Source organism: Delftia sp. NA_296.1 (assembly GCF_052692095.1).
The window spans coordinates 325,447-337,830 of record NZ_JBQZGF010000002.1 but is presented as its reverse complement, the minus strand read 5'-3'; the positions used below and the strand labels follow the sequence as shown (position 1 = coordinate 337,830).

The window sequence follows — 12,384 nt, the reverse complement described above, 5'->3', positions numbered from 1 at the left end:
GGACAGGGTGGGTACTTTGCGAAAAAACCGTGAAAGCCGGGAAAACGGGAAAAGGCCGTCACGGGCAAGGGGCGGTGCCGGTCTTGCATGCCGCAATCGCCGCTTGTCTTTATTATGCGGACCCTTGCAGCCGGCTGCACGCAGCAACGGCGCCGATTCCAGTGACAAAAACAGGCAAGTTCATGCTCCGACCCAAGACGGCGTTCAGCCGCAGACAGTTCATCGCAGCCAGCACGGCTGCTGCCGCCACCTGGACCGGCGCAGTGCGCGCCCAGGACGCGGGAGGCACCATCGTGCTGGGCCAGTCCTGCCCGATGACGGGCCCCGCGGCACAGATCGGCCAGCCCTTCCATGAAGGCGCCAAGCTGTACTTCGAACAGCTCAACGCGCAGGGGGGCATTGCCCGGCGCAACATCGAATTGCGCGTGATGGACGACGGCTACGAGCCCGAGCGCTGCGCGGCCAATACCCAGCGCTTCCTGTCCGACGACGTGTTCGCCCTCTTCGGCTACGTGGGCACCTCCACCAGCATGGCTGCGCTGCCGCTGCTGCAAAAGGCGCGCGTGCCCCTGTTTGCGCCGCTGACGGGCGCCGACGCGCTGCGCCAGCCCCAACTGGCCCAACTGGTCTTCAACGTGCGCGCCTCCTATGCCGACGAGACGGCGCTGATGGTGCGGCACCTCACTGGCTTGGGCCTCAAGAAGGTGGCCGTGCTGCACCAGAACGATGCCTATGGCGAGTCAGGCCTGGCCGGCGTCAAGGCGGCGCTGGCCGCCAAGGGGCTGGAGCCCGTGGGCGCGGCCACGGTGGAGCGCAACTCGAACAATGTGGCCGCCGCCGTCAAGACGCTGGTGCCGCTGGGCGCCGATGTGATCGTGCAGATCGTCACCTACTCGGCCAGCGCGGCCTTTGTGCGCGCGGCGCGCCAGGCGGGCTTTGGCGGGCAGTTCTACAACGTCTCCTTCGTCGGCTCCCAGGCACTGGCGCAGACGCTGGGCAAGGATGCCGAAGGGGTGGTCGTCACCCAGGTCGTGCCCTCGCCCTTCCAGACCTCGCGCCAGATCACGCGCGATTTCCTGGCGGCCATCCAGAAGGGCGGCGGCAAGCTGACGCCCAACTACTCCAGCATGGAAGGCTATCTGGCGGCACGCGTGTTCGCCGATGCGCTGCGCCAAGCCTCGGCCTCGGGCAAGCCCACGCGCGACGGACTGGTCGCGGCGCTCGATGCCATGCACGGCCAGCAGGTGGCCGGCTTTCCGCTGGCCTTCAAGCCGCAATCGGCCAAGCCGCGCTTCGTGGAGTTGTCCATGCTGACCGGCGACGGCAAGGTCCGGGTGTAGGCTTTCCCTTCGGGTTGGCTCTGCGCGCAGGCGCTCGCGGCATTGCAGCGCTTGCCAAGGCTTCAGCCTTGGCGGCACACTGCGCCTTGCGATCACCAGCGCGCAGAGCCAACGCGGGTACTTAAAAGTGCATAACACGCTCTAAAAGGAGAACCCCATGGCCTTGCTGCAGGAACTGCTGGACCGCGCACCCGAGATCACCGCGCTGCGCCGCGACATACATGCCCATCCCGAACTGTGCTTCGAGGAGATCCGCACCGCCGACCTCGTGGCCCGGCAATTGGAGGGATGGGGCATTGCCGTGCACCGCGGCCTGGGCCGCACGGGCGTGGTGGGCACCATCCACGGTCGTGACGGCGGCGCCAGCGGCCGCGCCGTCGGCCTGCGCGCCGACATGGACGCCCTGCCCATGCAGGAGTTCAACACCTTCGAGCACGCCAGCCGCCATGCCGGAAAAATGCATGCCTGCGGGCATGACGGCCATGTCGCCATGCTGCTGGCCGCCGCGCAGTACCTGGCCGCGCACCGCGACAGCTTCGAGGGCACGGTGCACCTGATCTTCCAGCCGGCCGAAGAGGGCGGCGGCGGCGCGCGCGAGATGGTCGAGGACGGCCTGTTCACCCAGTTCCCCATGCAGGCCGTGTTCGGCATGCACAACTGGCCGGGCATGAAGGCCGGCACCATGGCCGTGGGCCCGGGCCCGGCCATGGCGTCCAGCAACGAATTCCGCATCGTCGTGCGCGGCAAGGGCGGCCACGCGGCCATGCCGCACATGGTGATCGACCCGCTGCCCGTGGCGGCCCAGCTCATCCTGGGCCTGCAGACCATCGTCAGCCGCAACGTCAAGCCCATCGAGGCGGGCGTGGTCTCGGTGACCATGGTCCACGCGGGAGAGGCCACGAACGTGGTGCCCGACAGCGTGGAGCTGCAGGGCACGGTGCGCACCTTCACGCTGGAGGTGCTGGACCTGATCGAGCGGCGCATGAAGACCCTGGCCGAGAGCATCTGCGCCGCGCATGACACGCGCTGCGAGTTCGAGTTCGTGCGCAACTACCCGCCCACCATCAACTCCGCGCCCGAGGCCGAGTTCGCGCGCCGCGTCATGGCCGAGGTCGTGGGCGAGGCCAATGTACTGCCCCAGGAGCCCTCGATGGGCGCCGAGGACTTTGCCTTCATGCTGCTGGAAAAGCCCGGCGCCTACTGCTTCATCGCCAATGGCGACGGCGACCACCGCGCCATCGGCCACGGCGGCGGTCCCTGCACGCTGCACAACCCCAGCTACGACTTCAACGACCAGCTGATCCCGCAGGGCGCCACGTTCTGGGTGAAGCTGGCCCAGCGCTGGCTGAGCGAGCCCACGCGCTGAGGCCCTTGCAGGGTCCGGCCGACACCGGCATGTCACACACCGCACCTAGCATGCGGTCCCTGTGACCTCCATCGAATCCTCCTCGGCCGCCGCGCAGGGCGTGGCCGTCCAAGCCCGGCAGCTCAAGCGCATCTACGGCGAGCGCGCCGTGCTCCAGGACATCAGCCTGCAGATCGCCCCCGGCGAGGTGCTGGCCCTGCTGGGTCCTTCGGGCTGCGGCAAAACCACCCTGCTCAAGATCCTGGCCGGGCTGGAGCAGCCCAGCCGCGGCGAAGTCTGGATGGGCGGGCAGTGCGTGGCCAGCGCCTCGCAGTCCCTGCCGCCCGAGCGGCGCGAGCTGGGCATGGTGCTCCAGGACCATGCGCTCTGGCACCATATGAGCCTGCAGGCCAACGTGGCCTTCCCATTGGAGATGCGCGGACTGCCTCGCGCGCAGATCCACGAGCGGGTGCAGCAGACCCTGGGCCTGGTCGGGCTGCAGGGCATGGGCGAGCGCCTTCCCGGCAGCCTGTCGGGCGGCCAGCAGCAGCGTGCAGCGCTGGCCTGTGCCGTGGTGGAGCGCCCGCGTCTGGTGCTGCTTGACGAACCCCTGTCCGGCCTCGACGGCAACCTGCGCGAGCGCCTGTGCGAGGAAATTCCCCGGCTGCTGCGCAGCCTGGGGTGTACGGCCGTCTATGCGACGCAAGACCGCCAGCAGGCCTTCGCCGTCGCCGACCGCGTGGTCGTGATGGAGCACGGCCGCATCCTGCAACCGGGCAGCGCCCGGGGCCAGCTGCCGGCCCCCGCGCCTTGCGAGGCAGACCGATGGCCCATGGCCGGGCACCTGTGCAGCGCGGCGTAGGAACGGCATGGGAGCGGCATAGGGGCGGAGTGGCCGGTCTCGGTGCGGTTGACTGAGAAAAAAGCACGGTCGTTCTAAATTCCTGCTTTTTTGGCTACACTGTGCCGCTACACGAACCGCCCACCAGGAGACCCGCCATGTCCGATCTGAATGCCGCCTTCGAGGCCGCCGTCAAGAACTCCACCTCGATCAGCGAGCGCCCCGACAATGCCACGCTGCTCAAGCTCTACGCGCTGTACAAGCAGGCTACCGAAGGCGACAACGAGGCCAAGAAGCCCAGCTTCACCGACATGGTCGGCCGCGCCAAGTGGGACGCCTGGGAAAAGCTCAAGGACACCTCGGCCGACGATGCCAAGCAGCAGTACATCGACCTGATCGAGTCGCTGCGCTGATCCGCACCACCACCGATCGCAGACACAGACAAGGCCCCGGACTCCGGGGCCTTGTCGTTTCCGGCCACGGCCCCGTCCGGGTTCAGTACTTGTTGGAGAAGTTGGCGCTGATGCGCTGGCGCAGGTACTCCGCGCCCGTGATGGGTGGGTACTTCTTTTGCGGGCCCTCGATCACCGCGTCCTCGTTGGCCTGGCAGAAGAAGGCCAGGCTGTAGCGCGCGCCCTGGTATTCATGGGGCAGGGGGTTGCGCACGCGGTGGAAGTTGCTGGGCAGCTGGTCGTCGCTCCAGCGCGTGAGCATGTCGCCGATGTTGCAGGTGATCACGCCTTCCACCGGGTCCACGGGCGTCCATTGCTGGCCTTCCATTTCCTTGCCCGGCAGCACCTGCAGGCCGCCCTGGCCTGCGCGCTGGAACAGCAGGGTCAGGCAGTCGAAGTCGGTGTGGGCGCCTGCGCGCCACAGGCCCAGCTCGTCCTTGAGCGCGGGATCGACCGCGAAGTAGTGCAGCATGCGTAGCGTGCTCTGGTAGGCGGGCACCGAAGGGTCGTGGGCGCGCGTGAAGAAGTCCGCATCAAAGCCCAGCTTGTGCGCAAAGCACGACAGCAGCTGCATGCCCACCTGCCAGCACTGGCGCTCAAAGCCCAGCGTGGCCTGCTGAAAGCCCGGCAGCTCCTGCTCCGTGGGCCACAGGCCGGCCATGCGCGGGCGCGTCATCTGGTAGGACTCCTTCTGGTCGGGCGTGCGCGTGGAAGGCCGGATCTGCGCCTTGTGCTCCCAGCCCGCATTGCGCGACAGCGGCCACTGCGCCTTCACCTCGCGCGGCAGGGCGAACAACTGCTCGGCACGCTCGAAGGCCGCATCGATATCGGGCTGGGGAATGCCGTGGCCCGACACCTGGAAGAAGCCGATCTCCACCGAGGCCTGCCAGATCGCATCGGCAATCTCGGCCTTGCGGCGGTCAAAATCGGAGATATCGATCACCCGCACCTCCCGTGCGCGTGTCTCCTGCCCCTGGCCGCCCATGCGGGCCTCCTTGGCGAGTTCACCCAAGGCGTAATCTGAAGCCGGTGCCGAAGTCAGGGTGGGGTTGGCAAGCATGTTCATGGTCTGTTTCCTTTGCCGCAAAGGCAGTGGCAAGGCACGCAGCGGCCGGCGCAAAAAGACACCGATCCCGCCCGTCGCTCTTGAAGTGGCTGACAGGGCACAGGTCGCAGCCACGCCGCTCCCGCACCCGCTTCAAGAGCAATGACCCGCGCCGGCACAGGCCGGCAAGCTGAACGCTTCTACTCTTGCCAACCACCCAAGCAAACAGCGCGCCAGCCCGCGCAGGCCGGTTCGTCGCTGCGCGCGTTCCATCGTGGTGCAGCTGTCAGCCGAAATCGTGTTGTTGCCCCACATCTAGCTGGCGGTGCACCAAGGTGATGCATGCCCGCAGCGCTTGAAACTGGCGCGGCCCCACTCAGAGACACCAAGGAAGGGCCGCCCCGCACCGAGGGTGTCGTCCCCCTCCCGCGCAGCGAGAGAGGGGGAAGGCGCGAAGCGACTCAGGGGGTGGTACGCACTTTGCATACAAGCATCGTTGAGTAGAAGCGTTCAGCACGCGCCCAGTGCGCGTTGCCCGGAAATTGCTCATGTCACGCCAGCCGCCCGGCCCCATGCCAGCGGCCGGTCCCCATGTTGATAGCGACTGAGAGTTCCACCATGCAACGCCGCCATTTCCTTGCCGCCGCCCTTCCCGCTGCCAGTGCCGTGATGCCCGGTGCCTTCGCCCAGGGCAAGGCGCTGACACCGCTGAAGTTCACGCTGGACTTTCGCGTGACCTCGCAGACCGCGCCCTTTTTCGTGGCGCTGCAAAAGGGCTACTACCGCGACGAGGGGCTGGACGTGAGCATCGACGTGGGCTCGGGCTCGGTGGCATCCATCACGCGGGTGGCCAGCGGCGCCTACCAGCTGGGCCTGGGCGACATCAGCTCGCTGATCGAGTTCCAGGCGCAGAATGCGGGCGCGGCGCGCGTGCAGGCCGTCTACCAGTACTACAACCGCGCGCCGTTCGCCATCATCGGCCGCAAGGACCGGGGCATCACGGGCGAGTTCGCCAGCCTCAAGGGCAAGAAGGTGGCCGCCGCCGCCGTGGAGTCCACGCGCCGCGTCTGGCCCCTGGTCGCGCAGCGCCAGAACCTGCCGGCCGACCTGTTCGCCTGGACCACGACGGAGTTCTCGGCGCGCGACAACGTGGTGGTGCGCGGCGATGTGGATGCGGCCACCTATTTCCATGACTCGGCCGTGTCGCTGTTCGCACGCATCAAGCCCGAGGAGCTGTCGGTGCTGCGCTATACCGATGCGGGCGTGCAGCTGTATGGCAACGCCATCCTGGCTTCCAGCGCGCTGGTGGCCGAGCAGCCGGCGCTGGTGGCGGGATTCCTGCGCGCCAGCAACCGCGCCCTCATCGAATGCCTGGCCCAGCCCGCGCTGGCCGTGGCCGCCGTGCGCCAGCGCGAGCCCATCCTGGATGAAAAGCTGGAACTGGCGCGCTGGGCCATCACCTCGCAGTACCTGGCCGCGCCCGATACGCAGCGCCACGGCCTGGGCGACATCGACCCGCAGCTGCTGGCCCGCCAGGCCGAGCAGGTCAGCCAGGCCTTCGGCCTGAAGGCACCCGTGTCGGCCGATGCGCTGTTCAACCGCAGCCTGCTGCCGCCGCTGGCCGCGCGCATGGCCAAGGCCTGAGGGAGTGCACATGGACCACGCCACCGTTTCACTGCCCCTTGAGGCCTCGCTCGACGAGCGCGACGGCCTTTACCTGCGCCGCGCCATCGCCATGGCCGACCGCGCGCGCCAGCGCGGCAACCGCCCGTTCGGCGCGCTCATCGTGGCCGCCGATGGCCGCGTGCTGGCCGAGGCCTCCAACGCCAATGGCGAGAGCGGCGACTGCACGGCCCATGCCGAGCTGTCGGCCATCCGCCTGGCCAGCCCCCTGCATGACCGCGAGGCGCTGTCCGCAGCCACCTTGTATTCATCGGCTGAGCCCTGCGTGATGTGCGCGGGCGCCATCTTCTGGTCGGCCATAGGCCGCGTGGTCTACGGCATAGACGCGGTGCGCCTGCGCGAATTCCGCGGCGAGCGCCTGGACCAGAAGGATGCCGAGCTGTCCTGCCGCGATGTGTTCGCCGCCTCGTCCCACGCCATCGAATGCATAGGCCCGGCGCTGATCGGCGAGGCCGCCGCTTCGCACCAGGGCGCCTGGAAAAGCTGATCCGGCCCCGTTCCGTCCCCACCGTTTCTTTTGACCATCAGAGAGGAAGCCCACCATGCAAAAACGACTGTTCCTGCACACCGTCCTGGCCCTGTCCGCCAGCGCAGGCCTGGCAACGGCCCAGACACAGGCCCACGCGGCCACGCCGCTGAAGTTCCAGCTGGACTGGCGCTTCGAGGGGCCGGCCGCCTTCTTCCTGCAGCCGGTGGCCAAGGGCTACTTCAAGGACGCGGGCCTGGATGTCACGGTCGATGCCGGCAGCGGCTCGGGCGGAGTGGTGCAGCGCGTGGCCTCGGGCGCCTATGACCTTGGCTTTGCCGACATCGCGGCGCTGATGGAGTTCCAGGCCAACAACCCGGACATGCCCAACAAGCCCGTGGCCGTGATGATGGTCTACAACAACACGCCGGCCTCGGTGATGGCGCTCAAGAAAAGCGGCATCGCCAAGACGGCCGACCTCACCGGCAAGAAGCTGGGCGCGCCCGTGTTCGATGCGGGCCGCCGCGCCTTCCCGCTGTTCGCCAAGGCCAACCAGGTCGGCACCGTGCAGTGGACGGCCATGGACCCGCCGCTGCGCGAGACCATGCTGGTGCGCGGCGATGTGGATGCCATCACGGGCTTCACCTTCACCTCGCTGCTGAACCTGGAGGCGCGGGGCATCAAGGCCGCCGACGTGGTGGTCATGCCCTATGCGGACTTCGGCGTGAAGCTGTACGGCAACGCCATCATCGCCAGCCCGAAGCTGATCAAGGAGAACCCGGCCGCCATCAAGGCCTTCCTGCAGGCCTTCGCCAAGGGGGCCAAGGAAGTCATCGCCAACCCGGGCGCGGCCATTGCCTACGTGAAGGAGCGCGACGGCATCGTCAACACCCAGCTGGAGACACGCCGCCTGCAACTGGCCATCGACACCGTGGTCAACAGCGCCGACGCGCGTGCCGAGGGCTTTGGCCAGGTCGTGCCCACGCGGCTGTCGCTGATGGCGTCGCAGGTCTCCGATGTCTATGCCACCAAGACGCGCGTGAACCCGGCCGAGGTCTGGAACGGCAGCTTCCTGCCGTCTGCGGCCGAGCTGAACATCCTGCCCAAGAAGTGACGACAAAGTGATTGACACCGTGCGCGTGCGCCAGCGGGCGACGCGCCGGCCCTTGCCTGCTGCCTGCCATGAATTCCTCCACATCCCACGGCGATGACGACGCCTTCTTCGTCGAGTTCCGCGACGTCTGGCTTGCCTACAACGAGGAGCTGCTGCGCGCCAACCACTTCGCGGTCGAGGCCATCGACCTGCAGGTGCGGCGCGGCGAGTTCATCGCCATCGTCGGCCCCTCGGGCTGCGGCAAGTCCACCTTCATGAAGCTGACCACGGGGCTGAAGATGCCCTCCATGGGCCGCGTCATGGTCAACGGCGAGCGCGTGACCGGGCCGCTGAAGATCTCGGGCATGGCCTTCCAGGCGCCGTCGCTGCTGCCCTGGCGCACCACGGTGGACAACGTGCTGCTGCCGCTGGAGATCGTGGAGCCGCACCGCTCGCAGTTCCGCCAAAAGCGCAAGGAGTACGAGGCGCGTGCGCGCGCCCTGCTGCAGAAGGTGGGCCTGGGCGGCTACGAGGACAAGTACCCCTGGCAGCTGTCTGGCGGCATGCAGCAGCGCGCCAGCATCTGCCGCGCGCTGATCCACGAGCCCCAGATGCTGCTGCTGGACGAACCCTTCGGCGCGCTGGACGCCTTCACGCGCGAGGAGCTGTGGTGCGTGCTGCGCGACCTGCAGGCCGAGCAGCGCTTCAACGTCATCCTGGTCACGCACGACCTGCGCGAGAGCGTCTTCCTGGCCGACACCGTGTACGTGATGAGCAAGAGCCCGGGCCGCTTCGTGGTGCGCCGCGACATCGAGCTGCCGCGCCCGCGCGAGCTGGAGCTGACCTACACGCGCGAATTCACCGACATCGTGCACGAGCTGCGCGGCCACATCGGCGCCATGCGCAAGACCGGCGCGGCCATCCAACAATAGAACGGGGGAGATTCACATGCACAAGAAATACGCGGAACGCTGGGCGCCCTGGGTGCTGCTGCTGGCGGTCATCCTGCTGTGGCAGGTCATCTGCTCGGCCTTCGAGGTCTCGGAATTCATCTTCCCCAGCCCCTGGGCCATCGGCCGGCAGCTGGCCGAGTTCAGCGGCATCATCGCCGCCCACGCCTGGCGCACTTACTGGGTGACCATGGCGGGCTTTGGCATCGCCATCGTGGTGGGCGTGCTGCTGGGCTTTCTGATCGGCTCCTCGCGCCTGGCCTATGCGGCGTTCTATCCGCTGATGACAGCCTTCAACGCACTGCCCAAGGCGGCCTTCGTGCCCATCCTGGTGGTCTGGTTCGGCATCGGCGCGGGGCCGGCCATCCTCACGGCCTTCCTGATCAGCTTCTTTCCCATCATGGTCAACATCGCCACCGGCCTGGCCACGCTGGAGCCCGAGCTGGAGGATGTGCTGCGCGTGCTGGGCGCCCGGCGCTGGGACGTGCTGATCAAGGTCGGCCTGCCGCGCTCCATGCCCTACTTCTACGGCTCGCTGAAGGTGGCGATCACGCTGGCCTTCGTGGGCACCACGGTCAGCGAGATGACCGCGGCCAACGAAGGCATCGGCTACCTGCTGGTGTCGGCCGGCTCGTCCATGCAGATGGGCCTGGCCTTTGCAGGCCTGATCGTGGTGGGCGCCATGGCCATGGTCATGTACGAGCTGTTCAGCGCCATCGAAAAGCGCACCACCGGCTGGGCCCGGCGCGGCTCGCAGGGTGAGTGAGTGAGAATCCGGCCATGATGCCCGCACCCACGACGCCGCCTTCCATGACGCCCATGACGCCCCTGACCGACGAACAGGCGGCCCGCCAGCTGCGCCGCGCAGGCGCCGTGGCCGGGCGGGCCAGGGCCATGGGCCGCCACCCCTTTGGCGCGCTACTGCTGGCGCCCGACGGCGAGACCGTGCTGGCCGAGCAGGGCAACATCGACACGGTGAACCATGCCGAGTCCACGCTGGCGCGCACGGCGGCCGCCAACTATCCGGGCGCCTACCTGGCGCAGTGCACCTTGGTCACCACCTTCGAGCCCTGCGCCATGTGCGCCGGAACCATCTACTGGGCCGGCATAGGCCGCGTGCTCTACGGCGCCGAGGAAACGGCGCTGCTGGCGCTGACGGGCGACCATCCCGAAAATCCCACGCTGTCCCTGCCTTGCCGCGAGGTCTTTGCGCGCGGGCAGCGCGCCGTGCAGGTCATCGGCCCGGTGCCTGCGCTGCACGAGGAGATGCTGGAGCCGCACCGGGGCTTCTGGCAGCAGCGCTGAACGGCGGCTGCGCCCCGCGCCCGCTCAACTGCGGCAGCCGGCCAGCGCGTCCAGGGGCTTCTGGTAGGTGGGGCTGGTCACGTCCAGCAGGCCCAGGGTGGTGTGGTAGAGGTTGTCGTGCGACAGCGGCGCGTCCAGCTGGCCGCGCACGCAGCGCTCGGACACGCCGGTGCGCTCGCCCAGGTTGCCCAGCCAGGCAATCATGGGAATGTGCTTTTGCTCGTCGGGCGCCATGGCGTAGGGCATGCCGTGCAGGTAGATGCCCATCTCGCCGAGCGACTCGCCATGGTCCGACATGTAGACCATGCCGGTCTGGTAGCGCGACTGCTGGCTTGCCAGCCAGTCGATGGTCTGCGACAGGAAATGGTCGTTGTAGCGGATGGAGTTGTCGTAGACGTTGACCACCTGCTCGCGCGTGCAGCTGGACAGCGCGTTGGTCAGGCATTCGGGCTGGAAGACCTTGGTCTCGGGCGTGGAGCGCTTGTAGTAGGCCGGGCCGTGGCTGCCCATCTCGTGCATGACCAGCACCACGCCGCGCTCGCGGCGCTCGCGCGGCAGGGCGGCGATGCGTTCGTCGATGCCGCTGAGCAGGATGCCGTCCAGGCATTCGCCGTCGCTGGAGCACAGGGCCTTGCCGTCGGGCGTGTTCAGGCGGTCGGCCGTGCTGGCGTTGGGAATGCGTTCGCACACGCCCTTGCAGCCAGCCTGGTTGTCCACCCACAGCACGGCCAGGCCGGCGTTGTACAGCACGTCCACCAGGTTGTCGTAGTCCACCTTGCTCTTGTAGAAGCCCGTGCGGCCCAGGTGCGAGAACATGCAGGGCACGGATTCGCGCGTGCTGGTGCCGCAGGAGGTCACGTTGCTCCAGTTGAGCACCTTGCGCCTGGCCAGCTCGGGCGTGGTGTCGCGGGCATAGCCGTTCAGGCCCCAGTTGGCGGCGCGCGCCGTCTCGCCCACCACGATGACGAACAGCGGCGGCTTGCGCTCGGCCGCGTAGGTGGCGCCCAGCGTGGCGCCGGCCGCAATGCTGGCAAACGGGCGCTTGGGCCGCAGGATGGGCTTGAGCACCGCGTCCAGCGAGGCCAGCACGGGGCTCACGGGGTTGAGCATGTGGCGCATCCACAGGTTGTTGCGGATCACGGGGGCCAGCTCGCGGTACGAGACAAAGACCGATGCCGCCAGCAGCACCACCGAGGCGGCCAGCAGCCCCAGCGTGCGCAGCACCGTCTGCGTGCTGCGGCGCGGGCGGATGATGCGCAGTCGCAGCAGCCAGGCCGTGGGCAGGCCGGCCACCAGCAGCAGCTGCAGCAGCAACTGGGGGTTGAACAGGTCGCTGCTCTCGCGCAGGTCGGTCTGCAGGATGTTGTTGATCATGCCGCCGTCCATCACCGTGCCGTAGGCGGTCATGAAGTACTGGGCCGAGCCGGCAATCCAGGGCAGGGCGATCCACAGCGGCTTCATGCCGCGCGGCCAGGCCGTCAGCGACAGCAGCAGCAGGATGCCGCCCAGGCCCAGCGGCAGCAGGCGCAGCACCAGGGTGGCCAGGCTGCCGTCATAGCCTTCGAGGTGGGGCAGGCGCAGCCACAGCGCCCAGTTCGCGGTGGCCAGCAGCCACAGAGCCAGCACCACGGCCACGGCCTGGGGCGAGCGCGGGGCGCTCCAGGCCGTGCGCAGCCGTGCCGGGAGGCTGGCGGGGGCAGGCTGGGCAGAGGATGGGGCCGGGGCTTGGCCGGTGCCGGAGGAGCCGGTAAAGGGGGGGCGGGCGAGCAGGCGTTCTGACATGGCCGCGAGCGTAGAATTCGCAGCTTAAGAACATCTGAACCCCGCGTTCAGACTCCGTTCAGCTTGAACCCCTCCCGTCCCC

Annotated in this window: 12 protein-coding genes; 10 read left to right on the top strand and 2 right to left on the bottom strand. The window is 68.2% G+C overall.

Annotated elements, in window-relative coordinates:
- Window positions 1-182: 182 nt before the first annotated feature.
- The 4 genes from ACUTR7_RS06030 to ACUTR7_RS06015 all read left to right on the top strand — a co-directional run bounded on the left by ACUTR7_RS06030 (window position 183) and on the right by ACUTR7_RS06015 (window position 3,939).
- Window positions 183-1,340, top strand: coding sequence for an ABC transporter substrate-binding protein (locus ACUTR7_RS06030; protein ID WP_016446617.1), 1,158 nt, complete (start codon window positions 183-185; stop codon window positions 1,338-1,340).
- A gap of 157 nt (window positions 1,341-1,497) precedes the next feature.
- A complete protein-coding gene (locus ACUTR7_RS06025; protein ID WP_043825815.1) occupies window positions 1,498-2,706 on the top strand; it encodes a M20 aminoacylase family protein in 1,209 nt (402 codons plus the stop codon).
- A gap of 61 nt (window positions 2,707-2,767) precedes the next feature.
- Window positions 2,768-3,547, top strand: a complete 780-nt coding sequence (locus ACUTR7_RS06020) for an ABC transporter ATP-binding protein (protein ID WP_445608356.1) — start codon at window positions 2,768-2,770, stop codon at window positions 3,545-3,547.
- A 137-nt stretch (window positions 3,548-3,684) separates the two neighbouring features.
- The gene (locus ACUTR7_RS06015) at window positions 3,685-3,939 is read left to right on the top strand and encodes an acyl-CoA-binding protein (protein ID WP_012203065.1); all 255 of its coding nucleotides are present in this window, start codon (window positions 3,685-3,687) and stop codon (window positions 3,937-3,939) included.
- 82 nt (window positions 3,940-4,021) lie between these two features.
- On the opposite strand, the gene ACUTR7_RS06010 is transcribed toward ACUTR7_RS06015, so the two are convergent.
- Window positions 4,022-5,044, bottom strand: coding sequence for an isopenicillin N synthase family dioxygenase (locus ACUTR7_RS06010; protein ID WP_445608355.1), 1,023 nt, complete (start codon window positions 5,042-5,044; stop codon window positions 4,022-4,024).
- Window positions 5,045-5,641: 597 nt separating this feature from the next.
- Here ACUTR7_RS06010 and ACUTR7_RS06005 point away from each other — a divergent pair.
- The 6 genes from ACUTR7_RS06005 to ACUTR7_RS05980 all read left to right on the top strand — a co-directional run bounded on the left by ACUTR7_RS06005 (window position 5,642) and on the right by ACUTR7_RS05980 (window position 10,520).
- Window positions 5,642-6,667, top strand: coding sequence for an ABC transporter substrate-binding protein (locus ACUTR7_RS06005; RefSeq protein WP_374006212.1), 1,026 nt, complete (start codon window positions 5,642-5,644; stop codon window positions 6,665-6,667).
- A gap of 10 nt (window positions 6,668-6,677) precedes the next feature.
- Window positions 6,678-7,193, top strand: coding sequence for a nucleoside deaminase (locus ACUTR7_RS06000; protein WP_012203068.1), 516 nt, complete (start codon window positions 6,678-6,680; stop codon window positions 7,191-7,193).
- A gap of 55 nt (window positions 7,194-7,248) precedes the next feature.
- Window positions 7,249-8,286, top strand: coding sequence for an ABC transporter substrate-binding protein (locus ACUTR7_RS05995; protein ID WP_012203069.1), 1,038 nt, complete (start codon window positions 7,249-7,251; stop codon window positions 8,284-8,286).
- 68 nt (window positions 8,287-8,354) lie between these two features.
- Entirely contained in the window at window positions 8,355-9,197 is an 843-nt protein-coding gene (locus ACUTR7_RS05990) for an ABC transporter ATP-binding protein (RefSeq protein WP_017406667.1), read from the top strand.
- Between the two features lie 16 nt (window positions 9,198-9,213).
- The gene (locus ACUTR7_RS05985) at window positions 9,214-9,981 is read left to right on the top strand and encodes an ABC transporter permease (RefSeq protein WP_012203071.1); all 768 of its coding nucleotides are present in this window, start codon (window positions 9,214-9,216) and stop codon (window positions 9,979-9,981) included.
- 14 nt (window positions 9,982-9,995) lie between these two features.
- The gene (locus tag ACUTR7_RS05980; protein ID WP_445608354.1) at window positions 9,996-10,520 is read left to right on the top strand and encodes a nucleoside deaminase; all 525 of its coding nucleotides are present in this window, start codon (window positions 9,996-9,998) and stop codon (window positions 10,518-10,520) included.
- A 24-nt stretch (window positions 10,521-10,544) separates the two neighbouring features.
- Here the strand turns inward: ACUTR7_RS05980 and ACUTR7_RS05975 are convergent, their stop codons facing one another.
- The gene (locus ACUTR7_RS05975; RefSeq protein ID WP_445608353.1) at window positions 10,545-12,302 is read right to left on the bottom strand and encodes a phosphoethanolamine transferase; all 1,758 of its coding nucleotides are present in this window, start codon (window positions 12,300-12,302) and stop codon (window positions 10,545-10,547) included.
- Window positions 12,303-12,384 lie beyond the last annotated feature (82 nt).